Genomic DNA, 21,270 nt, shown 5'->3' on the forward strand with positions numbered 1-21,270 from the left:
CGTCGCTTCGCTCCTCGCAATGACGAGGCCGGAGTTGGACTCCGGCCTCAGCGCGCCGCGCTCGGCTCTTTCTCGGCCGACTCGCCGCCTTTGCCGAGAACATGGATATCGCCGTCCTTCACCAGCGCCACCTTGCGGGTGTGGAAGGCGTCGAGTGTCGAGCGATGACCAATCGAAACGATGGTGGCTTGAGGCAGCTTCTCCGCCAGCAACTGATAGAGCCGGGCTTCGGACGGCTCGTCGAGCGAGGCGGTCGCCTCGTCCAGGAACAGATAGTCCGGCGCATGCAGCAGCGCGCGGGCGAGCCCCAGGCGCTGCTGCTCACCGAGCGACAGCGTCCGGTTCCAGTGACCCTGCTCGTCGAGCTGCTCGGCTAGCTTTGGCAGCCCGACCGCCAGCAGCGCGTCCCTGATATTTGCAGGCGCGAACGCACCGCGCTCGGCAGGATAGACGACGGCATCGCCGAGCGTGCCGACCGGGAAATAGGGACGCTGCGGCAGCATCATCAGCTTCGCCTTTTCGGGGATGGCGATAGTGCCGGACCCGAACGGCCAGATGCCGGCGATGGCCCGGAACAGTGTCGACTTGCCGGAGCCCGACGGTCCGGTCACCAGCACACGCTCCGGTGCCTGGATGACGAAGGTGTCGGTGGCCACCAGCGGCGCGCCGTTGGGCAGGTTCACGCAGAGCTGTTCGAGGGCGATATTGCGGCTGCCGCCGGTGGACTTCAGCGCAATGGCGGGCTCGTGCGTCGGCGGGTGTGCGGCTGAGGCGACCGCCATCTCGAAGCCGTCGAGGCGCGCGACGATCGAGCGCCATTCCGCCAGCGACCGGTAGGCCACCACGAAGAACGACAGCGCACCCTGGACGCTCGAGAAGGCCGATGCCGTCTGCATCATGTCGCCGAGCTGGATCTTCTTGGCGAAGAAGGCCGGTGCCACCAGCACGTAGGGGAAGATCACCGCGGCCTGCTGATAGCTCGCCGTGAACGCGGTGAGGCGCTTGGTCCGGCTCATGATGGCGTACCAATTGCCGATCACGAAGGCGAAGCGATCGAAGAGGCGGCCGCGTTCGGCGCCTTCGCCCTTGAGCAATGCGATCTGCTCGGAATTCTCGCGGACGCGGACGAGGTTGAAGCGGAAATCGGCCTCATAGCGCTGCTGCTCGAAATTGAGATTGACCAGCGGAGCGCCGATCCAGTGCGTCAGTGCGGTGCCGAAGATCGCGTAGATCAGCGCACCCCAGCACAGATAGCCGGGGATCATGAGATCGGTGCCGAACAGGTGCAGCGGTGCCGCGTTGGAGAGGCCCCAGAGGATGATCACGAAGGAGAACAGCGTCACGATCGACGACAGCAGGCCGAGCCCGATGACCAGGGTCTGCTCGACGAAGTTCTTGACGTCTTCGGTGATGCGCTGGTCCGGGTTGTCGGCCGCATCGCCCTTGAGCTGCATGCGGTAGTGCGTGGAGCGGTCGAGCCATTCGCCGAGATAGTGCCGGGTCAGCCACTGCCGCCAGCGGATCTGGAGCCACTGGTTGAGGTACAGTTTGTAGACGGCCAGCCCGATCGCCGTGAAGGCGAGGGCGATGAAGATCCAGATCTGCGTGACGAAGGCGTCCCAGTCGCTGTTCTGGAGCGCGCTGTAGAACCGGTTCTGCCACTGGTTCACCAGCACGTCGATCGCGACCAGAGCCAGCTCGATCGCGATGACTGCGGCGAGCAGGCCGCGGCCGGCCCATTTATCCTCGGACCGGAAATAAGGCATGGCGATTCGCCAGACGATCGCGAGCGTGGCGCTGAGGTTCTTCACAGAGCTCTGTCTCCTGAGGGGATGTGCATAAATGCCTGGAGCCAAGGGCTTGCGGCAACGGCGGAAATGGGCGCGCTTAGACTAAAGTCGCAAGTTCAGCAATTTGCGTTGTCTTGTCGCAGCTCGCAACCCTAGCATGGGGTTTAACGGCGCGGGGTGGGGGCCTCCTGGACTTCGCGGGCTTGTGAGCGGACGGGAACCGCCGCACTCGCGAGGAATTCGCGTCCAGTTCGTGGGTTATCGCTTCCAACGCCAAGCAGGCTCGGCTTTCCACGCGGGCCGCCTGCCGCAACATGCGTGGGGGAGGAAGACCATGTGGAATCAAGTCTATGACCCGCTGCACAGCCCGGTGCTGTCGACGATCGCCGCGGCGATCCCTGTCGTCACGCTGCTGGTCCTGATCGCGAGCGGCCGCGTCCAGGCTCATATTGCGGCAATCATCGCCGTGATCGTGGCCAATCTGATCACGATCTTCGTCTTCACGATGCCGGCCAACATGTCGATCCGCGCCTCGGTGCTGGGCATCGTGACCGGCTTCTTCCCCATCGGCTGGATCGTTCTCAACGTCATCTTCCTCTACCAGGTGACGGTGAGCACCGGACGCTTCGAGCTGCTCAAGCGCGCCATCGGCGGCGTCACTGAGGATCGGCGGCTGCAATTGCTGCTGATCGCATTCTCGTTCGGCGCGTTCTTCGAGGGCGCTTCGGGCTTCGGCACGCCGGTCGCGATCACGGGCGCCGTGCTGATCGGCCTCGGCTTCTCGCCGCTTGCCGCTTCCGGCCTGTCGCTGATCGCCAACACCGCTCCGGTCGCCTATGGCGCGCTGGGCACGCCGATCCAGGGCCTCGCCTCGGTCACCGGGCTCGATCCCTACATCCTCGGCGCGATGGTCGGACGGCAATTGCCCGTCTTCTCGCTGATCGTGCCGTTCTGGGTGGTGTGGGCGTTTGCGGGCTGGAAGGGCATGAAGGACGTCTGGCCAGCGATCCTCGTCACCGGCGTGTCGTTCGCGGTCCCGCAATTCGTGATCTCGAACTTCATCAATCCCTGGATCGTCGACATCGGCGCGTCGCTGATCTCGATGGGCGCGCTGATCCTGTTCCTCAAGGTCTGGCAGCCGAGGCAGCTTTGGCTCTCGCCGGCGTTGCGCGGCAACGATGAATCGGCGTCCACCATGACGGCGGCAAAACCACTCGACAAGACGCCGCTCACGCAGAGCGAGATGTTCAACGCGCTGCTGCCGTGGATCATCGTCTGCATCGTCATGCTGGTCTGGGGTAATGGCGGCTTCAAGACCTGGGCGAACTCGATCTTCGTCTGGAACTATCCGGTGCCCGAGCTGCACCAGATGATCAACAAGATGCCGCCGGTCGCGCCAGGGCCGACGAAAGAGAGCGCGGTGTTCGGCTTCACCTACCTGTCCTTCACCGGTACGGGCATGCTGATTGCCGCGATCATCTCCGGTATCCTGATGGGCGTCGGTCCCGGCCGGCTCTTGACGGAATACGGCCGCACCATCCGGCTGTGCGCGATCTCGCTGATCACGATCTCGGCGATGCTCGCGATCGGCACACTGACGCGGCTGTCCGGCGTCGACGCGACGCTCGGTCTCGCCTTCGCCGCAACCGGCGTGCTCTATCCCTTCTTCGGCACGCTGCTCGGCTGGTTGGGCGTGGCGCTGACGGGATCGGACACCGCCTCCAACGTGCTGTTCGGAAACCTGCAGAAGATCACCTCCGAGCAGCTCGGCCTGTCGCCGATCCTGATGGCGGCGGCGAACTCGTCCGGCGGCGTGATGGGCAAGATGATCGACGCGCAATCGATCGTGGTCGCCTCGACCGCGACCAATTGGTACGGCCACGAGGGCACCATCCTGCGCTTCGTGTTCTGGCACTCGATCGTGCTGGCCTGCCTCGTCGGCCTGTTCGTGACGTTGCAGGCCTATGTCTGGCCGTTCACGGCAATGGTCCTGAAGTAGCGGCCAACGCGCCGCTTCGACGCAAATCCCCGCGGGATTCGGCCCCCGCGGGGATTTTTGCATCTATGCTGCGCGAACCTTCTCAACGGCGCCGCCGTCTTATAGAAGGTGCCGCAAATCAGGTCGGTCGAGAGGTCTCATGGTGTCGCTCAAGCAGATGGTGTGTCTGGCGGTTGCAGTGCTCGCGACGTCCACGCTCGCACGGGCCCAGGAGGGCTTCCCGTTCGGCACCGAGATGACGCTGGAGGCGTTGCCGCAAGCAGGCTCGAAGCGGATTCCGAATATCGAGATCGGCGACAATGGCGAGGTGGTGCTGGAGCTCTGGTGCAAGGGCGGCAAGGGCCAGTTCTCGGTCGCCGGCAACACCGTGATCTTCGTTCCCGGCCAGATCCAGGACCGTTCCTGCCCGCCGGCAAGGGCGCAGGCCGATGACGACCTCGTCGCAGCGCTCGGTGCCGTCGAGACCTGGAAGCGCCAGGGGGACGTGCTGACGCTGATCGGTCCGAAGTCGCTGCGCTTTCGCTCGACGGGGAATTAGACTCTCGTGCCCCGGACGCAGCGCAGCGCGTAGCGGTGCGCTGCAGAGCCGGGGCCCATCTTTCCGTGCGGTCGCGTGCGTGTGGCTTTCTGGGTCCCGGCTCTGCGGAGCAGCGCAAGAGCGCTGCACCGCGTCCGGGACACGAAAGCTACGTCACTTCCACACCGACTTGTCGGCGTCCCAGCGCTGGCCCTTCAGCTCCTTCGTGAGCGCCTCGACCGAACCGTTGTCGTCGGGCTGATCGCCTTCCTCGTCGGCCGTCGCGTCGTCGGACAGCCGCAGCTTGGCGCCGCTGCTCTCGTCGGCGGTCGTGGTCGCGGGGCTGCCGATCCACAGCATCAGTTTGTCGGTCGTGCCGGGCTTGTCGGGCGAGATCAGCCCTCCAACCTCGATCGTGTCGGTGAGATCGAGGGCCGGAAAATCCTTGTTTGGCCGCTTGAACACGAGCTTGAGCTTGCCGGTGGCGGGGTTGAAGCTTTGCGAGACCGGTTTGGCCGCAAGCGTCCTGCTCAGCACGCCGGCGACGGCGGCGGCGAGCTTGTCGCGATTGAGCTTGTCGCCGTCGCGCCAGTCGGCGGCGGCAAAGCGGAGGGTGCGGTCCATCTCGGTCATGCCCGCGGTCCAGCCCGCGGCGGTGACGCCCGGCATCGTCTTGAATTTTGCGAGCAGCGTGCCCGCGCGCTCCGGATCGACCGACATGTTGATGGTCTGCTCGCCGGCGCGCAGCGCATCGCAGCCGACCGACAGGCTCGCCAGCGTCACCTCGACGTCCTGCCCCTTCAGGCTCTTCAGGAATTCGGTCGCCGCATCCAGCTTGACCTTGACCGCGATCGCTTCCGGCGAGACGTCGGTGAAATCCTTCGGCTGCGGCGTGATGCCGTCGTCGGAGGTCTGGTTGTCCTGGAATTCCTTCTCGCTGAGATCGGTATTGTCGGGCGAGGTGACCTCGGTCACCGTCTGGCCAATGCTGATCTGGCCGCGGAATTCGAAACTGTCCCCGGACTGTTTGCGCAGCAGCTTGACGCTGACGGGCGACTTCTCACCGATGCTCTGCGTAGTGCCGGTCAGGTTCTGGCCCGCGACCTGGAGATTGACGACGAAGCGGTCCTTGCGGTCGGAATTCTTCGCGACGGGGTAGCAGACGTCGAGCACCGCCGCCGTCACGGTCTTGCCCTGCCGCGTCTCCTTCAGGATCACGTCGGCATTGCCGTCCATCAGTCCGTCGATCGACGTGAAATAGCGGATCTCCGGCCCGCCCGGCGCCGTGGCCTTCGGCGACAGCTTCATCTGGGCGGAGGCGGGATGCGGCGAGGCGGCAAGCAGAACCGCGACAAGGGCTGTCGAACAAACCAGGAGCGCGCGCATCGACGAAATCCTCGATTAATGAGGCATGCTCCGGAAAAGTGTGAAGCGGCTTTCCGAGCGGATCATGCCCAAACAACTAGAATCGGCGCCACCGTAGTGGGTTTTGGCCGGCGGTTGAATCGGAAAGCGGCGGGGCAGGGTCGGCAAAAAAGAAGGCCGCCCGGAGGCGGCCTTCGCAATGCTGTTATGGAAGGATGGGCTTAGAAGCCGCCCATGCCGCCGCCGGCCGGCATGCCGGGCGCTGCGTCTTTCTTCGGGGTCTCGGCGACCATCGCCTCGGTGGTGACCAGCAGGCCGGCCACGGACGAAGCGTCCTGGAGCGCGGTGCGGACCACCTTGGCGGGATCGATGATGCCCTTCTCGACCATGTCGACATAGTCCTCGTTCTGGGCGTCGAAGCCGAACGTCTCGGACTTGTTCTCCAGGATCTTGCCGACGACGATCGAGCCTTCCACGCCGGCATTCTCGGCGATCTGGCGGATCGGGGCTTCCAGCGCCTTCAGCACGATGTTGATGCCGGCCTGGACGTCGGCATTGGCGTTGGTGAGACGACCCACCGCCTTCTTGGCGCGGAGCAGCGCGACGCCGCCGCCGGGGACGATGCCTTCCTGCACCGCGGCACGGGTGGCGTTGAGCGCGTCCTCGACGCGGTCCTTCTTCTCCTTGACCTCGATCTCGGTGGCGCCACCGACGCGGATCACCGCGACGCCGCCCGCGAGCTTGGCGAGACGCTCCTGGAGCTTCTCACGGTCGTAGTCCGAGGTGGTTTCCTCGATCTGGGCCTTGATCTGGCCGACGCGGGACTCGATCTCCGGCTTCTTGCCGGCGCCCTTGACGATCGTGGTGTTCTCCTTGTCGATCACGACCTTACCAGCGCGACCGAGCATCTTCACCGTGACGTTCTCGAGCTTCATGCCGAGATCTTCGGAAATGAGCTGGCCGCCGGTGAGGATCGCGAGGTCCTCGAGCATGGCCTTGCGGCGATCGCCGAAGCCCGGCGCCTTGACGGCGGCGACCTTCAGGCCGCCACGCAGGCGGTTGACGACCAGGGTGGCCAGCGCCTCGCCCTCGACGTCCTCGGCGATGATGACGAGCGGCTTGCCCGACTGCACCACAGCTTCGAGCACCGGCAGCATGGCCTGGAGACCGGACAGCTTCTTCTCGTGCAGGAGGATGTAGGCGTCCTCGAGCTCCGCGGTCATCTTGTCGGGGTTGGTGACGAAGTAGGGCGACAGATAGCCGCGGTCGAACTTCATGCCCTCGACGATTTCGACCTCGGTCTCCATCGACTTGTTTTCCTCGACGGTGATGACGCCCTCGTTGCCGACCTTCTGCATCGCCTGGGCGATCATCTTGCCGATGGCGGCGTCGCCGTTGGACGAGATGGTGCCGACCTGGGCGACCTCGGAGGAGGCGGCGACCGGCTTGGCGCGCTTCTCGATGTCCTTGATCACCGCCGCAACCGCGATGTCGATGCCGCGCTTGAGGTCCATCGGGTTCATGCCGGCGGCAACGGCCTTGGCGCCTTCGCGCACGATGGCCTGGGCCAGCACGGTCGCGGTCGTGGTGCCGTCGCCGGCGAGGTCGTTGGTCTTGGAGGCGACCTCACGCAGCATCTGGGCGCCCATGTTCTCGAACTTGTCTTCGAGCTCGATCTCCTTGGCGACGGTGACGCCGTCCTTGGTGATGCGGGGGGCGCCGAAAGACTTTTCGATGAGGACGTTGCGGCCCTTCGGGCCGAGCGTCACCTTGACGGCGTTGGCGAGAATATCGACGCCGCGCAGCATGCGGTCACGCGCGTCTCCGGAAAACTTGACGTCTTTGGCAGCCATTTCAGCAATCCCTCGTGTTTCTTGATGTGTGTCGTGATGTGTCTTGCCGCTCGTTCGCCGCATCAGATCCGGAATCCGGAAAGATGGATGCCCGGATCGCGCGACCCGGGCATGACATTCAGCGGCCGTTCAGACGGATGGCCTTAGGCCATCACACCCATGATGTCCGACTCCTTCATGATCAGGAGGTCTTCGTTGTCGATCTTGACCTCGGTGCCCGACCACTTGCCGAACAGCACGACGTCGCCGACCTTGAGGTCGATCGGGATCAGCTTGCCGGCCTCGTCGCGGCCACCGGGGCCGACGGCAACGATTTCGCCCTGGGACGGCTTTTCCTTGGCGCTGTCCGGAATGATGATGCCGCCCTTGGTCTTTTCCTCGGCGTCGATACGTTTGACCACGACACGGTCATGCAGCGGACGAAATTTGGATTTAGCCATGACGTTTCCCTTTGGAGGCTCGCTTCGGATGGTGTGGAAGTGGGTGGGGCGGCGCTCCCGTCCGCGCTCTTGCCAAGGATTCTTGCCGAGAATTCTTGCCAAGGATCGGACGGCGCGCTTAGCAATCGGGCTTTCCGAGTGCTAATAGTGCGCCCGGAAATATGGCTTGGCCGCGATCCTGTCAAGCAAAGGTGGTTAAGCGATTGGTGAGGCGGATATAGGATGGTGGCATTGGAAACTCGTTCGGGGCCCCGACGTATACTAGGACGTCATTGCTCCGGCAGCGGTTTTGCGCTTGGCTGCGGGAGGGGTGCGGCCGTGGTTCGGTTCGGGGGAATGCCATGATCAGTTCAGCTCACACGCGCACGGTTGCCAATCTGGCGGCAGCCTCTTGCCTGGCGCTGCTGCTGGGCGCTTGCGGCGGCGGCTTCAGCCTGCCGTCCCTCACGTCGTCGTCACCGCCGCCCGAGGCGGAGCCCGGGACCGGTCCGGAAATGCCGGCGACCATCCGTGCCGACGAGATCGTCGGCCGCTGGGGTCTGGCCTCGTTCCAGAACCCGGCCGACCGCGCCCGCACCGAGGCCGCGGCGAGGGCTCAGTGCAAGAACCCCTACGTCATCACTGCCGGTTCCTCCGGCGGCGTGATCATGCATCTCGCCGATCAGGCGACGCCGCAGGAGCTGCGGCTGAAGGGCTCGCCCAGCGGCAAGAACTATATCGGGCCGGCCGGTCCCACCCCCGGCGACCAGGACCGCGAAATCGTCTCCTTCGACGGCCGCGTCCTGATCACCCGCTTCATCGACAAGGACGCCGCCACCCGCTACGGCAACATGGTCTACGTCCGCTGCGCGCCGAGGGCGTAATCCGGCTTCCGGCCTAACCCCTCGTCATTGCGAGCGAAGCGAAGCAATCCAGACTGTCTCCGCGGAGGCAACCTGGATTGCTTCGTCGCTTCGCTCCTCGCAATGACGAGAAAACAAAAAAACGCCGGCTTTCGCCGGCGTTTTGTTTTTCTCCAAGTCGCGTCCGATCAGTCGAACAGCGCGTCGATGTCGTCCTGCGAGGCATGGCCGACGTCGCCGGCGAGTTTCGGGCCGTTGAGGAGCTTGTCGTCCTCGCTGCGGTTGTCGACCTGCGGCTGGACGTGGGACTTGATCGCGTCGACGCCGCCCCAGATCTCCATCATCGCATTGATGTGCTGCTCGATGAACTTCATCGTGGTCATGACCTTGCTGATGCGCTGGCCGGTCAGGTCCTGGAAGTTGCAGGCTTCGAAGATCGAGATGACGCGTTCCTGGATGTCGTCGGCGAGCCGCTTCTGCTGGTCGGCCGATTGCACCTTGGACATCGCGCTGGCCGCCTGGTCGATCGATTCGGCGGCTTCGAGGATCTGCTGGGTCGCCTGCTCGGTGCCGCCGACGACCGCGCCGAGCTCGCCATTGACCTTGGCCATCTCCGCGCCATCAAAGCTCTTGCCGTGCAGCGTCGCGATTTCGCGCTTGGTGCGGTCGATGGCGTCGTGGATCAGATCGAGCTCGATCTTCAGCTTCTCGCACTGCTCGATCTGCGCCCGGTAGGTCTCGAGCATCGTACGAGCTTCGGAGAGCTCGTGGGCCGTGGAGGCGTCGATCGCCGCCATCGCTGCGCTGCCGGACAGGGGCGCAGGTATACCGCCCTTCGCCATCTGGGCGCGGATCGCACGCAGCTCGGCCATGATTTCGCTATGCATGGGCGCAGCCTCCTCAATCATTTCGGGGCTAGGCATCTCGCCGACAATAGCCTCTTCGACACGAAAACGTTTGCGGTGAATAGCCATCAGAAACTCCCCCCACCTCACTCACGCGTCTTTTTAGGCAGAAGCGATTTAACACGAAGTTCACAGCAGGAACTGTTGTGCGGTAGCGCGCGACGGCGTGAAAAGAAGCGATTAACCATGGGTGCGCAGCGTTCATCGAAAATAAACGCTGATCGCCAAATTGCCCCCTCGCTCGCGACGTGGTGAATCCAAACGCCGCTTCCGTTTACCAAACAAAACGGCTTTTGCTCTTTATTGACCACGTCGCGGACGCCGATCAGTCATCGGCTCTGCATGACGCATGTGATCTAGACGAAACAGTACAGAGTACGTCGATGTTCAAGAAAATGTCTGTCGCGCTGCTCGGCAGCGCTTGCACCTTCATTGTCGGCGCGAACAACGCCAGCGCCTTCGACAATAGTGTGCCGAACGATCCGCCTGCGGTGCTCTACCAGCCGCAGGTGCCGCCGGCGCCGATCCGCGTCGCCTCCAATGCGCAGATGGGCGGCGGCTTCATCGAGTTTCTGTTCGGCGACGGCCCCGGTCGCGGTCCGGCCTACGCGCCGCAGCAGCCGGTCTATCAGCAGCAGCCGGGCTATTACGATCCGCGCCGCCTGCCGCCGATGGGCGAGCCGCAAATGCAGGGCGGATACCAGCAAGGCGCGGTTCAGCAGGAGCCGGTCGACCCGCGGCAGCGCCAGTTCGATCCGAGATTCGAGAAACAATCTGTTGACTATGGCGGCAAGGAAAGTGCCGGCACCATCGTGGTCGATACGCCGAACAAGTTTCTCTATCTCGTCGAGGGCAACGGCCGCGCGATGCGTTACGGCATCGGTGTCGGCCGTCCCGGCTTCACCTGGTCCGGTGTGAAGTCGATCACGGCCAAGCGCGAATGGCCCGACTGGACGCCGCCGGCGGAGATGATCGCGCGCCGCCCCGATCTGCCCAGGCACATGGAGGGCGGCCCGGAAAACCCGCTCGGCGCGCGCGCGATGTATCTCGGCTCGACGCTCTACCGCATCCACGGCTCCAACGAGCCATGGACCATCGGCACCAACGTGTCCTCCGGCTGCATCCGCATGCGTAACGAGGACGTCATCGACCTCTATGGCCGCGTCAATGTCGGCACCAGGGTCGTGGTGATGTGATCCGCCGTATCCCCTCTCTCTCCCAAGGGAGAGGGGAAATACCGTGCCGGACCGAATTGAAACCGAGTGTTGCCCGCGCGCTATGGACGCGATTCCGGGCGGCTGCCATAAGCCCGTCCAGCATGGTCACCCGCGAAGCAGTTTGCGGAACCATCGAGTTGCTAACCAATTATGAACCTGTCGCTGTCTATTTGAAACGAATTGGGCAGAGTACAGGGGAACGAGGACCATGGCAGACCGCGGCGCACTCAAGCTGGTCGGATTTATCTTTGCTACCGCGACGCTGGCCGTGATGCTGGTCGCCGGCATGGTGGTGAAGGGCTACGCCGACGGCGCCTACACCCTGGAAGCCTCAGCGGTCGACGCGAGCCGTTAACGGCTCGTTAACTTCGCGGGGCCGCAACGCGGCGCAGGTCTTCAGCGGTCCAGGTTTTCAGCGGTCTTTGCCTTCAGCGGCTATAGACGAACGCCAGCACCGCGATCGCAACCGCCAGCAACCCCACAAAACGCAGCATGATCGTGCCGAACTGGTTCGGCGCAGGCCGTAGCGGTATCGGGTCCGTGTTATCGGGCCGAATGCTTTCCATCTGAAATGTCCCCAGGCCCGGCCTTAGGCGGCCCGAGCGCTTGGCATTGGTCGCCGGGACGGGGTTGTGGGTTCAAAAGTGAACCGTGCTGGCAGCGTTGGCGGTGTGAACGCATATCCACTGCCACAATCTTTCGCAGCCACACCCTCCGCTGTCATGCCCCGGCTTGACCGGGGCATCCAGTACGCCGAGGCGTCTCGGTTCTAGCTTTGATGTCTCGGAATACTGGATCGCCCGATCAAGTCGGGCGATGACACCTGTTGTGGGGGCACGTGCGCACCAACTCCCCCGCGAATCAAAACCGCCGCGCTCCTTTCGGAACGCGGCGGGCGGTGATGCTTGGCGTCAGTGATCAGCTGTTGCGCAAACCGTCGGCGGCGCGCTTCCACTGTGAGACGTTGTCGGCGATCATGCGGGTCGACTTCATCGCGGCCTGGCTGAGCTGGGCGTAGCCGGAGATCTCGCGCTGGACGCGCTGGCCTTCGGCATGGAGCAGGTCGCGCAGGCTTTCGAGTTCCGAGATCAGGTTCTCGATCTCGGCGAGCGAGGTGCCGGCGACGCGCTGGATCAGCGAGTTGACGTTGGTGACCGTGGCTTCCGCGCTTGGGTCGAGCGGCGGCGCGTCGGTGGTGGTCGCGGCCGGCCGGCGCAGATAGGCGATGTCGTTGCGGACGAAGTCACGGATGCCGGCTTCGACTTCCGTCACGGCGGCGAGGTTGGTGTCGACCGTTTCGGTCTCGGTGGTCTCGGTCTTTTCCGGACGCATGGCGTTCATCGTTATTCCCCTGTTCGCGTTGAGCGCTGCGCGAGTGTCCCTCGCACGACGACGTCAGTGATCCGACTAGGGCGCCGGATTTTGACCGCAACTGGGCAGAGCTGCGGCAAGGGCGGACCAATTGGGGGCTTTGCAGTGGCGTATGGTTAGGGAAGTCTAAACACTGCTATGGCGCGGCGTGATCGGTGCTGGACTCCCTCGCCCCGCTTGCGGGGAGAGGGTGGGGTGAGGGGGAGTCTCCGCGAAGACGGAGTGAGTTGGACTCGCGGAGACTCCCCCTCACCCGACGCGCTTCGCGCGTCGACCTCTCCTCGCAAGCGGGGCGAGGTAGGAACGCTCACCAGCTCTTCTTGAAACCCGCGCTGAGGCTCTTGTTGATCGCGCCTTGCGAGGTCTCGCCGACCGAGCCGGACACGGTGACGTTGTCGAACAGCTTCTGCTCGGCGCCGAACTTGCGCAGCCATTTGTCGTCGGTGGTCGACAGCGACTGGCCGGCGGTGATGCTGGTGCCGGTGTCGGTGACGGTGACCTTGGCGGTCTGGTCGGTCTCGTAATTGCGGGTGATGTGGCCGCCGACGCCTGGAAGGGCGGTGGTGCCCTGCTGGTTGACGCTGTAGCCGTTCTGGAGCGTCAGCGACGTGTCGCCCGACAGCGGCACCGACTTGGTCAGCGACGCCCCGATCTTGCTCTGCTCGGCGCCGGGATCGACGCGGGCTTCCACCGCGGTCTTGTCCCAGATTGAGCCCGCGCCCGGCGCGGTCGCCGCCGCCCAGGCGCTGCCGGAGGATTGCGGCACGTTGCCGCCATTGGTGGCTTTCTGCGCCAGCAGCTCGGACATGGTCCGCGGCTCGCTCGTCACCGTCATGTCGGCGCCGATGCGGGCGTCCCAGAACGAGGAGACCGACTGCTTCACGGCCACGGCGGAGGAGCCGTTGGCATTGGTGTTGGTCGACCAGTTCATGCCGTCCTTGGCGGCGGCCTGGGCGCGCTTCCTGGCGGTGGCGAGGTCATTGCCGGTGCCGGCATCGACCGCGAGCTGGCTCCAGTCGAGCTTGTCGACGTCGATGCCTTTGAGCACGTCGGGATCGTTGACGTCGGGGGTGACTTCGGCGGTCTCCGCGGCCTCGGCCTCGTCGTCGGGCACTGCCGCGGGTAGGGAGAAGGGCGGAATGATCTGCGCCGAAACCGTCAGCACCGAGCCCAAAATGAATACGGCCGCCAGCATCGGCAGCCTGGTCCAGCCAAAACCCGTCGAGAATTCCATCGTCCTGCCCGCAAACCCCGGCACATGCCTGCCGCCAATATAAAGCGGCCTTCGGTGATGACCATGCGCCATTCGGTCCGCTCAAACCATGGTGATCTATCGTTGCGAAATTGTGGCGGCTCGCCAGAGCATGATCCGGACCCGAAGGGCCGCGCAGCGCAAAGTGTGCAGCGGTTTTCCGATAGGAGCATGCTCCAACAACGCGAATAACGAACCAACGGGCCGCGCGAAAGGCGCGCGCCCGGCGACGAGCATCTCCACGACGGCATCCGGCGGGGCTGGAGGCCAGGACGTGTCGCGGAGAGCATCAGTCGCCGGTCCCGAAAGCGGGGCCCGTTGGTGTCCCCCTCAGCCGACGCCGGTCATCTTCGGCAGATGAATGGCGCGGCCGAGTGCCTGCTCGACCAGATCGAAGGTGTCGACCAGCACGCGCATGCTGATCAGCTTGCCCGCCCTGAACTGGGCGAACTGCGCGACCCGCAAGGAGATCGGCTTGTCGGAATCCAGTGCCGTCAGCGAATAGCGCAGCATCGAGGCGGCGGAATCGACGCCCAGCATGATGCTCTCGCGGTCGAAGCGGCGGACGCGGAAATTGTCGGCGAGCTGGTGGATGACGTCGAGCACGGCCTCCTTGCCCTGGCGCGCACCAAGGAAGGGAAACATGTCGATCGGGCCGTAGATCGCCCATTCGACGTCCTCGTCGATCAGGGCCTCGATATCCTCGAAATGCCGGTCGTTCACCGCGCGGTGCAACGCGCGCGAGAAACGCCAGAGGCTGTGCTCTGTCATTTGGGGGCGTCCTGAAACTGGCTTGCAAAACGGAAAACAGCCCACGCACCGCAATGTGCCGAGGGCCGCTCAATTCATTTGTGTACGAACAAATACGGGATTTTCAGCAAAACTCAAATCACGTTTTTGCAATGCACAATTGAGAGCGCTTTGTGAGATTTGCAATAGAACCCCGTATTTTCCCGGAATCGATTGTTGCCGGCCTCTTTTTGGGGGGCGGCGCGCCTAACCCCCGTCCACCCGCGCGCCCACGATCAGCGGCCCGATCTCGCGCTCCAGCACCTGCTGCACCAGATCGTAGGAATCGATGATCTCGCGGATCTGCGCCACCAGCCCGCCGCGGAAGCTGTAGAACACCGCCATGTCGAACTGCACGATGCGTTCGTTGCTACGCTTCCTGAAATAGGTATGCATGTAGGTCGCGACCTCGTCGCCATCGGCGAGGATGTGCGGTGCCTTGTAGCGGACTTCCGAATAGCGCGACCAGATCGTCTGCCAGAGCTCGCGCAGCTCGGCCTTGCCGTGGCGCGGCACCATGTGCGGCAGCACGTCGATCGGCGCGTGGGTGAGGAAGTCGACGTCGTCGGTGCAGCAGGATAGCGCCGCCTCGATATCGCCGCGCGCAAAACTGTCGAGCAGATGCAGCACGCGTTGCCTGTTCAGCTTTTCAACAATCATGCTGCTCCCGCCCTCGTGGGCCGCGGATGGCCAACGCTAATGCGCACGCCGAGGGTCCATCAATCCGCAAAAACACAGGTTGTCCTTGGAATATGACGCGCCGATGCGACGCCGGGTTCATGGGGCTGCAATTGCGGGTTGCGCGCAAGTCCATACCCAAGAATTTCGAACGGGCTCAGGCTCCGCGCGCTGACGCCGTGCGCATATCGGCGGTCGCGCCCTGACAGGCGCTGCGTGCGGGAACCCGGACCCGGTTGCGCTCGTTGATACCAAGACATCGCATCCGGAGACACCGATCCATGAAATCCCCGCTTCTCACCGTCGCCGCCACGCTTCTCATGCTCGGCGCAAGCTCCGCCGCCAACGCCAAGGGCTGCATCAAGGGTGCCGTCGTCGGCGGCGTCGCCGGCCATTATGCCGGCCATCACGGCGTGCTCGGCGCCGCGGCCGGCTGCCTCTACGGCCGGCATCAGGCCAAGGAACAGGAAAAGCAGCGGCAGCAGCAGAGCCAGGTGAACGGGCAAGGGAAGCTGTAAGGCTGCGGAAAACCTCGCTCCCGTCCTCTTTTATCCCGTGCGCACCGATGGTAAATTCCAGTTGCAAACGCTGGGGTTGAATCGGACGATGGACGCTGGGAAGTCCTTGTGGGGCGTCGTCCTCGCAATCCTGTTCCTGTATTGCCTCGTGGCTTTCGTGGGAAACGCGTCCCGTTCGCAGGGCGTCAAATACAATTGGTTTGGCGTCGTGATGTCGTTCTCGACGATCGGCCTTGCCATCTATCTCGTATTCTTCCGCCAGCTCTAGGCCGCTCCGACCTGTCCTAACGCTTGGCCGGGCGTGAGCCACCTCACATCGCGCCTCTCCCCCTGTGGCTACCTTCATCCGCATGTCATCAGGGAGACGTGCCATGGCCTCCATCGCCGCCGCAAGAAAGTCCCGCCTGCACAACGCGCTCGAAGGCCTCGCGCTGACCGCGATCCTGCAGAGCTTCCCGACCTTCGCCGCCGCCGCCTTCCTGCTCAAACTGGCCGGCAACCACGACCTCTCCGGCGACCCCGGCGTCGCCATCTTCGTCGCCATCGCCTCGCTCGCCCACGCGCTGCTCGCGGTGACCTTCGGCCCGAGCTTCCCCGGCTTCTTCAAGACCGTCTACGAACCGAAATTCTTCGAAGCCCACCTCTCGCTGTCCGACAAGATCACAGCATGGCGCACCCAGCCGGTGGCCTCGCTCCAGCTCATGACCATCGTGCTGCTGCTGTCGGTGATGGCCGTGGTGACGGCGAGTGTGGGGTGAGGGCGCGGACGATCCCGCTCGCCTACCTCTTCTTCCACCCACCCCGTCGCCCCGGCTGCCCACCCGTCGACTTCGGCGCCGGCCCGAACTCCGGCCCCGACTGCCTTGAATCCGTCGGCTGGATGATCCGGCTCGTACTTCCGAACGGCTTTGACGGCAGCGCCTGGTTCTCGCGATAGGGCAGGGATTCCGGCCCGTGCATTTCGTCGAGATGTGGCTTGTGGACTTTCGAGCCGCTGCCGCCGCCGCTGGCTTTCAGTGCGGAGCTCACGGTCTTTTTCTTCATGGCGCTGACCGGCAAATTGGCGGCGTCGCCGTACTTCTTCGCGCCCGCATAGGCGCCGGCCTTGCCCTGCACGACGCGCTGTTTTGCCGTGGGATCGTCCACCACCGCCAGTTCGGTGGCGCGCAGGCGCTTGACCTCGTCGCGAAGGCGGGCGGCTTCCTCGAAGTTCAGGTCGGCGGCGGCCTCGCGCATGCGGGTTTCGAGATCGGCGAGCACGGCTTCGAAATTGTGGCCGATCGAGATGATGTCGTCGGTCATGTCGTGGCCGCCGACCTCGACCAGCACGTGGTCGCGCTCGTAGACCGAGTTGAGGATATCGCCGATGTGCTTCTTCACGCTCTCCGGCGTGATGCCGTGTTCGGCGTTGTACTCGACCTGCTTTTCGCGGCGCCGGTTGGTCTCGGCGATGGCGCGCTCCATCGAGCCGGTCATCTGGTCGGCATAGAGGATCACCTTGCCGTCGACGTTGCGCGCGGCGCGGCCGATGGTCTGGATCAGCGAAGTCTCGCTGCGCAGAAAACCTTCCTTGTCGGCGTCGAGAATGGCGACCAGCGCGCATTCGGGAATGTCGAGGCCCTCGCGCAAGAGATTGATGCCGACCAGCGCGTCGAACGCGCCGAGGCGCAAATCGCGGATGATCTCGATGCGCTCGATGGTGTCGATGTCGGAGTGCATGTAGCGGACGCGAATGCCTTGCTCGTGCAGATATTCCGTGAGGTCCTCCGCCATGCGTTTGGTCAGCACCGTGATCAGCGAGCGATAGCCGGCCTGGGCTGTGGCACGCACCTCGCCGACGAGATCGTCGACCTGGGTGCGGGCGGGGCGGATGTTGACGGGCGGATCGATCAAGCCGGTGGGACGGATCACCTGCTCGACGAACACGCCGCCGCTCTCGTTCAGCTCCCAGGCGCTCGGCGTCGCCGACACCGCGACGGTCTGCGGCCGCATCATGTCCCATTCCTCGAAGCGGAGCGGGCGGTTGTCCATGCACGACGGAAGCCGGAAGCCATATTCGGCCAGCGTCGCCTTGCGGCGGAAGTCGCCGCGGAACATGCCGCCGATCTGCGGCACGGTGACGTGGCTTTCGTCGGCGAACACCAGCGCGTTGTCCGGGACATATTCGAACAGCGTCGGCGGCGGCTCGCCGGGCAGGCGCCCGGTGAGATAGCGCGAATAGTTCTCGATGCCGGCGCAACTGCCCGTCGCCTCCATCATCTCGAGGTCGAAGGTCGTGCGCTGCTCCAGCCGCTGCGCCTCCAGCAGGCGGCCCTGGTCGTGCAACTGGTCGAGCCGCATCTTCAATTCGGACTTGATCGACTTGATCGCCTGCACCAGCGTCGGGCGCGGCGTCACATAGTGCGAGTTGGCGTACATCTTGATGAATTCGAGCTCGTCCTGCTTGTGGCCGGTGAGCGGATCGAATTCCTCGATGGTCTCGATGGTGTCGCCGAACAAATTCACGCGCCAGGCCCGGTCCTCATAGTGCGCCGGGAAGATGTCGATGACGTCGCCGCGCACGCGAAACGTGCCGCGGGTGAAATCGGCCTGGGTGCGCTTGTACTGGAGCGCGACGAGGTCGGCGATGAGCTGGCGCTGGTCGATGCGCTCGCCCTTCTTCAGCGCGAACGTCATCGCGGTATAGGTCTCGACCGAGCCGATACCGTAGATGCAGGACACCGATGCGACGATGATGACGTCGTCGCGTTCGAGCAGCGCGCGCGTCGCCGAATGGCGCATGCGGTCGATCTGCTCGTTGATCGAGGAGTCCTTCTCGATATAGGTGTCGGTGCGGGGAACGTAGGCTTCTGGCTGGTAATAGTCGTAATACGAGACGAAATACTCGACCGCGTTGTCCGGGAAGAAGCTCTTGAACTCGCCATAGAGCTGGGCGGCGAGCGTCTTGTTCGGCGCCAGGATGATGGCAGGGCGCTGCGTCTTCTCGATCACCTGCGCCATGGTGTAGGTCTTGCCCGAGCCGGTGACGCCGAGCAGCACCTGCGAGCGGTCGTTGCGCTCGATGCCCTCGACCAGCTCCTTGATCGCGGTCGGCTGATCGCCCCGCGGCTCATAGTGGGATTTGAGTTCGAAGCGGACGCCGCCTTCGGACTTTTCCGGGCGCGGCGGCCGGTGCGGGGTCCACACCTTGGTGGAGCCGTCATCCCTGCGGAACTCCGGCCGGCCCTCGCGGATCAGCGATTCCAGCGCATCCGCGGTCGCCTTGACGCCGAGCGCCTCCATCTTGTTCCGCGGCGGCCGCGCCAGCGCCTCGGCGTCGTCCTCCTCAGTCGGCATCCCGAGCTGCCGCGCCAGTTCCGGATCCAGCGTCGGGATCGTGGCCGCGGTGCCGTAATTGGCCTGCGGCGCCTCGTCGAAGCCGCCGCTCTCGGACGCGCGGGCCCCCGGCGGCTGCGGATTGGGCCGCAGCGGCATCGGCCGCGTCGAATCCTGCGGAAACTCCCTCGGCGTCGAGGCCCGTGCGCGATGCGCGGCGGCCTCGCCGCCAGCGCGGCGGTCGCGCGAATTGTCCGGCGGCGGCTGCAGCCCGGTGCCCGATCCAAGCCCGGCATCGCCGCGATTGATCGCTGGATTGAGAAGTTCGGCCAGCGCCGGCCCGATCGGCTGCACATCAGGCCGATGTGCCTTCGAGTTCGGGGTCTTGGTTTTCGGGGATTTCGGGGGAGCAGGTTTCTTCGCCATGAGGCGAATATGGGACGAGTCCGTCCCTCAGAAAAGGGCGAAGGTCCATCCGTGCGCACACTGCTGACAGCAGGTTGGCAGCAGGGCCGGATTATTACGCCGCCGGCGGCGGAGCCCCGTCATCCTCGCTCGCCAGATGCGGTTTGAGGATGTCGAGATGAATGCCGCCGCAATCGGTGCAGCGCATGGTCCAGTACTCGCATCCGGCGCGGCCGCCGATCACGCGGAGTACCGTGAGATCGCCGTCGCATTCGGGGCATATCGCCAGCACCTTGCGGGCGTAGATGCGGGGCCGCGATGCGTTCTCGAATTCGATAACTGACATGAACCGGTGTCCCCCTGTTACGCCACGCTGTCGCTCAGTCCTGTTGCCGTCTCGCCAAGCCTATTCGCCAAGCCTATTCGTCAGGCCTATTCGTCGTCGCTGTCGTCGGCCCGACGGCGGAAGCGGTCGATATGGTGCTTGGCATCGGCGATCGCCGCGGTCTGGTCGGGCCAGGCGAAACCGACCTCCATGGCCGGAAACAGCACGCCGTCGATGGCAACCGGGCTGAAATCGGCACGGCGGATGCGGGCGTGCCAGAGGCCTTTGCCGGCCTCGAAGGATTCAATGTCAAAGCCGTCGTAGAGGGTCGTCATGGCAGTCCCCAAAATGTCGGTGTCGTGTTGGAGGGTCAGGGGACCACGTTTGCCGGGTTCAGTATGTGAAGCCGTTCACAAGCGGCCGGCTTTTTTGCCGCGGGAGGAACTGACGAGGCATCAGTTCCGGGCTGAGGTGCGACCGGTCCGCTTCACCGGCCGGGCGGCGGGCTCGGACGCCGCGCGCATGATCCAGCGGCGGAACGCGGCGAAGTCGCGCTGCTCCGTCTGGAAACTGCGATAGAGCAGGTACCAGCGCATGCCCTTGGGCACCGAGAGGTCGAACGGGGCGACCAGGCGGCCGGCGGCGAGGTCGTCGTCGATATAGGGCCGGATGCCCATGGCGATGCCGAGCCCGTCGGCGGCGGCCTGGAGCGCTTGGCCGTAGAACTGGAACTCGGGCCCGCGTGGATTGATGCGAGGCAGGGTGGCGGCCTTGAGCCAGATCGGCCAGTCCTCGGGCGAATGCTCGACGCGGATCAGGCTTGGCCCCTTGAGATCGGCCGGACGCTTCAGCGAGGCGGCGAGGCGGGGCACGCAGACCGGCGTGAGATCGCCGGCGAACAGCGGCTCGGCAACGAGGCCTGGCCAGTCGCCGGTGCCGAGTTTGATGCCGCAGCTCCAGTCCTCGCCGAACGGCACCGACGCGCCACCGGTGGTGAAGCGCACCTCGATGTCGGGCTCCTCACTGCGAAACTCCGACAGGCGCGGGATCAGCCAGCGCATCGCAAACGTATGCCCGACGCCGATGGTGAGCACGCGCACGCTGGACGGCGCCGTCACCTGCGCAGTGAGGCTTGCCAGCGCGTCGAAGATCGGCGTCAGCCCGCTCTGATAGGCGCGGCCGGCCTGCGTCAGCAAGAGCTTGTTGGCCTTGCGCTCGAACAGCGCGACGCCGAGACGTTCCTCCAGCAGATGCACCATGCGGCTGACGGCGGCCGCGGACACGCTGAGCTCAAGCCCGGCCGCAGCAAAGCTGCCGGTCCGCGCCGCCGCCTCGTACGCCTTGATGCCGTTGAGAAACAGCAGCCGTCGCAAATGCAAGACCCCTATGCAATACCCTCAGGAAAGCTGATGCCAGGGCAAGATAACTCAGTTTGCAGGGGAGGAGCAAGGGAGGCACAAGAATGAGAGTAATTCCAAGCTGATTTGTTGAGGCAGAGGCGGTGCTCCTCGCCTCTCCCCGCACGCGGGGAGAGGCCGACACGCGAAGCGTGGCGGGTGAGGGGGACTCTCCGCGAGTCCGACTGCCAGCGTGATTGCGAATGCAGCCCCTCACCCCACCCTCTCCCCGCAAGGGCGGGGCGAGGGAGTGATGCAGCGTTCGTCCCTACTTGCCAACGCCGGAGATAAT

22 protein-coding genes are annotated in these 21,270 nt (G+C 64.6%); 8 read left to right on the forward strand and 14 right to left on the reverse strand.

Annotation, left to right across the window (positions count from 1 at the left end; genetic code table 11):
- Window positions 1–47 precede the first annotated feature (47 nt).
- The gene (locus AB7532_RS05530; RefSeq protein ID WP_441233813.1) at window positions 48–1,811 is read right to left on the reverse strand and encodes an ABC transporter ATP-binding protein/permease; all 1,764 of its coding nucleotides are present in this window, start codon (window positions 1,809–1,811) and stop codon (window positions 48–50) included.
- Between the two features lie 313 nt (window positions 1,812–2,124).
- Here AB7532_RS05530 and AB7532_RS05535 point away from each other — a divergent pair, with 313 nt between their 5' ends.
- Window positions 2,125–3,789: an L-lactate permease gene (locus AB7532_RS05535; RefSeq protein ID WP_441233814.1), complete on the forward strand. Its 1,665-nt coding sequence runs from the start codon at window positions 2,125–2,127 to the stop codon at window positions 3,787–3,789.
- 139 nt (window positions 3,790–3,928) lie between these two features.
- Window positions 3,929–4,327 (forward strand): META domain-containing protein, encoded by a 399-nt coding sequence (locus tag AB7532_RS05540; protein WP_441233815.1) that lies wholly within the window; start codon window positions 3,929–3,931, stop codon window positions 4,325–4,327.
- A gap of 153 nt (window positions 4,328–4,480) precedes the next feature.
- On the opposite strand, the gene AB7532_RS05545 is transcribed toward AB7532_RS05540, so the two are convergent.
- From AB7532_RS05545 to AB7532_RS05555, 3 genes are all read right to left on the reverse strand, one after another.
- A complete protein-coding gene (locus AB7532_RS05545; RefSeq protein ID WP_441233816.1) occupies window positions 4,481–5,692 on the reverse strand; it encodes a hypothetical protein in 1,212 nt (403 codons plus the stop codon).
- Between the two features lie 200 nt (window positions 5,693–5,892).
- Window positions 5,893–7,524: a chaperonin GroEL gene (gene groL, locus AB7532_RS05550; protein ID WP_441233817.1), complete on the reverse strand. Its 1,632-nt coding sequence runs from the start codon at window positions 7,522–7,524 to the stop codon at window positions 5,893–5,895.
- 143 nt (window positions 7,525–7,667) lie between these two features.
- Window positions 7,668–7,964: a co-chaperone GroES gene (locus AB7532_RS05555; protein ID WP_441233818.1), complete on the reverse strand. Its 297-nt coding sequence runs from the start codon at window positions 7,962–7,964 to the stop codon at window positions 7,668–7,670.
- Window positions 7,965–8,305: 341 nt separating this feature from the next.
- Between AB7532_RS05555 and AB7532_RS05560 the strand changes: the two genes are divergently transcribed.
- Complete coding sequence (locus AB7532_RS05560) at window positions 8,306–8,827, forward strand: hypothetical protein (protein WP_441233819.1); 522 nt, start codon at window positions 8,306–8,308, stop codon at window positions 8,825–8,827.
- Between the two features lie 167 nt (window positions 8,828–8,994).
- On the opposite strand, the gene AB7532_RS05565 is transcribed toward AB7532_RS05560, so the two are convergent.
- A complete protein-coding gene (locus AB7532_RS05565) occupies window positions 8,995–9,780 on the reverse strand; it encodes a protein phosphatase CheZ (protein WP_441233820.1) in 786 nt (261 codons plus the stop codon).
- Between the two features lie 314 nt (window positions 9,781–10,094).
- Between AB7532_RS05565 and AB7532_RS05570 the strand changes: the two genes are divergently transcribed.
- A complete protein-coding gene (locus AB7532_RS05570) occupies window positions 10,095–10,907 on the forward strand; it encodes a L,D-transpeptidase (RefSeq protein WP_441233821.1) in 813 nt (270 codons plus the stop codon).
- 229 nt (window positions 10,908–11,136) lie between these two features.
- Window positions 11,137–11,283, forward strand: a complete 147-nt coding sequence (locus AB7532_RS05575; protein WP_164936510.1) for a hypothetical protein — start codon at window positions 11,137–11,139, stop codon at window positions 11,281–11,283.
- A gap of 73 nt (window positions 11,284–11,356) precedes the next feature.
- On the opposite strand, the gene AB7532_RS05580 is transcribed toward AB7532_RS05575, so the two are convergent.
- The 5 genes from AB7532_RS05580 to AB7532_RS05600 all read right to left on the reverse strand — a co-directional run bounded on the left by AB7532_RS05580 (window position 11,357) and on the right by AB7532_RS05600 (window position 15,000).
- On the reverse strand, window positions 11,357–11,494 hold the full coding sequence (locus AB7532_RS05580; RefSeq protein WP_014492018.1) for a hypothetical protein: 138 nt from the start codon (window positions 11,492–11,494) through the stop codon (window positions 11,357–11,359).
- A gap of 352 nt (window positions 11,495–11,846) precedes the next feature.
- Entirely contained in the window at window positions 11,847–12,269 is a 423-nt protein-coding gene (locus AB7532_RS05585) for a hypothetical protein (protein ID WP_354033002.1), read from the reverse strand.
- Between the two features lie 337 nt (window positions 12,270–12,606).
- Window positions 12,607–13,533 carry a hypothetical protein gene (locus AB7532_RS05590; RefSeq protein ID WP_441233822.1) on the reverse strand — a complete coding sequence of 309 codons (927 nt, stop codon included), beginning with the start codon at window positions 13,531–13,533 and terminating at the stop codon, window positions 12,607–12,609.
- 348 nt (window positions 13,534–13,881) lie between these two features.
- Window positions 13,882–14,322 carry a nuclear transport factor 2 family protein gene (locus AB7532_RS05595; RefSeq protein ID WP_441233823.1) on the reverse strand — a complete coding sequence of 147 codons (441 nt, stop codon included), beginning with the start codon at window positions 14,320–14,322 and terminating at the stop codon, window positions 13,882–13,884.
- Between the two features lie 225 nt (window positions 14,323–14,547).
- Window positions 14,548–15,000, reverse strand: a complete 453-nt coding sequence (locus AB7532_RS05600) for a nuclear transport factor 2 family protein (RefSeq protein WP_441233824.1) — start codon at window positions 14,998–15,000, stop codon at window positions 14,548–14,550.
- Window positions 15,001–15,299: 299 nt separating this feature from the next.
- Here AB7532_RS05600 and AB7532_RS05605 point away from each other — a divergent pair, with 299 nt between their 5' ends.
- From AB7532_RS05605 to AB7532_RS05615, 3 genes are all read left to right on the forward strand, one after another.
- Window positions 15,300–15,536, forward strand: a complete 237-nt coding sequence (locus tag AB7532_RS05605; protein WP_441233825.1) for a hypothetical protein — start codon at window positions 15,300–15,302, stop codon at window positions 15,534–15,536.
- Between the two features lie 88 nt (window positions 15,537–15,624).
- Window positions 15,625–15,804 carry a hypothetical protein gene (locus tag AB7532_RS05610; protein ID WP_441233826.1) on the forward strand — a complete coding sequence of 60 codons (180 nt, stop codon included), beginning with the start codon at window positions 15,625–15,627 and terminating at the stop codon, window positions 15,802–15,804.
- A 103-nt stretch (window positions 15,805–15,907) separates the two neighbouring features.
- The gene (locus AB7532_RS05615; RefSeq protein ID WP_441233827.1) at window positions 15,908–16,294 is read left to right on the forward strand and encodes a hypothetical protein; all 387 of its coding nucleotides are present in this window, start codon (window positions 15,908–15,910) and stop codon (window positions 16,292–16,294) included.
- A gap of 22 nt (window positions 16,295–16,316) precedes the next feature.
- Here the strand turns inward: AB7532_RS05615 and uvrB are convergent, their stop codons facing one another.
- The 4 genes from uvrB to AB7532_RS05635 form a co-directional block, all read right to left on the reverse strand.
- A complete protein-coding gene (gene uvrB / locus AB7532_RS05620; RefSeq protein ID WP_441233828.1) occupies window positions 16,317–19,277 on the reverse strand; it encodes an excinuclease ABC subunit UvrB in 2,961 nt (986 codons plus the stop codon).
- A 94-nt stretch (window positions 19,278–19,371) separates the two neighbouring features.
- Entirely contained in the window at window positions 19,372–19,602 is a 231-nt protein-coding gene (locus AB7532_RS05625) for a hypothetical protein (protein WP_441233829.1), read from the reverse strand.
- An 86-nt stretch (window positions 19,603–19,688) separates the two neighbouring features.
- A complete protein-coding gene (locus AB7532_RS05630) occupies window positions 19,689–19,916 on the reverse strand; it encodes a hypothetical protein (RefSeq protein WP_441233830.1) in 228 nt (75 codons plus the stop codon).
- Between the two features lie 120 nt (window positions 19,917–20,036).
- Window positions 20,037–20,954: a LysR substrate-binding domain-containing protein gene (locus AB7532_RS05635; RefSeq protein ID WP_441239192.1), complete on the reverse strand. Its 918-nt coding sequence runs from the start codon at window positions 20,952–20,954 to the stop codon at window positions 20,037–20,039.
- Between the last annotated feature and the right edge of the window lie 316 nt (window positions 20,955–21,270).

The organism is Bradyrhizobium sp. 930_D9_N1_4, assembly GCF_052076015.1.
GTDB lineage: Bacteria > Pseudomonadota > Alphaproteobacteria > Rhizobiales > Xanthobacteraceae > Bradyrhizobium.

Coding starts and splice junctions, on each gene's coding strand:
- AB7532_RS05535 (WP_441233814.1), top strand. CDS start 2,125: ATGTGGAATCAAGTCTATGACCCGCTGCACAGCCCGGTGCTGTCGACG.
- AB7532_RS05540 (WP_441233815.1), top strand. CDS start 3,929: ATGGTGTCGCTCAAGCAGATGGTGTGTCTGGCGGTTGCAGTGCTCGCG.
- AB7532_RS05545 (WP_441233816.1), bottom strand. CDS start 5,692: ATGCGCGCGCTCCTGGTTTGTTCGACAGCCCTTGTCGCGGTTCTGCTT.
- groL (WP_441233817.1), bottom strand. CDS start 7,524: ATGGCTGCCAAAGACGTCAAGTTTTCCGGAGACGCGCGTGACCGCATG.
- AB7532_RS05555 (WP_441233818.1), bottom strand. CDS start 7,964: ATGGCTAAATCCAAATTTCGTCCGCTGCATGACCGTGTCGTGGTCAAA.
- AB7532_RS05560 (WP_441233819.1), top strand. CDS start 8,306: ATGATCAGTTCAGCTCACACGCGCACGGTTGCCAATCTGGCGGCAGCC.
- AB7532_RS05565 (WP_441233820.1), bottom strand. CDS start 9,780: ATGGCTATTCACCGCAAACGTTTTCGTGTCGAAGAGGCTATTGTCGGC.
- AB7532_RS05570 (WP_441233821.1), top strand. CDS start 10,095: ATGTTCAAGAAAATGTCTGTCGCGCTGCTCGGCAGCGCTTGCACCTTC.
- AB7532_RS05575 (WP_164936510.1), top strand. CDS start 11,137: ATGGCAGACCGCGGCGCACTCAAGCTGGTCGGATTTATCTTTGCTACC.
- AB7532_RS05580 (WP_014492018.1), bottom strand. CDS start 11,494: ATGGAAAGCATTCGGCCCGATAACACGGACCCGATACCGCTACGGCCT.
- AB7532_RS05585 (WP_354033002.1), bottom strand. CDS start 12,269: ATGAACGCCATGCGTCCGGAAAAGACCGAGACCACCGAGACCGAAACG.
- AB7532_RS05590 (WP_441233822.1), bottom strand. CDS start 13,533: ATGGAATTCTCGACGGGTTTTGGCTGGACCAGGCTGCCGATGCTGGCG.
- AB7532_RS05595 (WP_441233823.1), bottom strand. CDS start 14,322: ATGACAGAGCACAGCCTCTGGCGTTTCTCGCGCGCGTTGCACCGCGCG.
- AB7532_RS05600 (WP_441233824.1), bottom strand. CDS start 15,000: ATGATTGTTGAAAAGCTGAACAGGCAACGCGTGCTGCATCTGCTCGAC.
- AB7532_RS05605 (WP_441233825.1), top strand. CDS start 15,300: ATGAAATCCCCGCTTCTCACCGTCGCCGCCACGCTTCTCATGCTCGGC.
- AB7532_RS05610 (WP_441233826.1), top strand. CDS start 15,625: ATGGACGCTGGGAAGTCCTTGTGGGGCGTCGTCCTCGCAATCCTGTTC.
- AB7532_RS05615 (WP_441233827.1), top strand. CDS start 15,908: ATGGCCTCCATCGCCGCCGCAAGAAAGTCCCGCCTGCACAACGCGCTC.
- uvrB (WP_441233828.1), bottom strand. CDS start 19,277: ATGGCGAAGAAACCTGCTCCCCCGAAATCCCCGAAAACCAAGACCCCG.
- AB7532_RS05625 (WP_441233829.1), bottom strand. CDS start 19,602: ATGTCAGTTATCGAATTCGAGAACGCATCGCGGCCCCGCATCTACGCC.
- AB7532_RS05630 (WP_441233830.1), bottom strand. CDS start 19,916: ATGACGACCCTCTACGACGGCTTTGACATTGAATCCTTCGAGGCCGGC.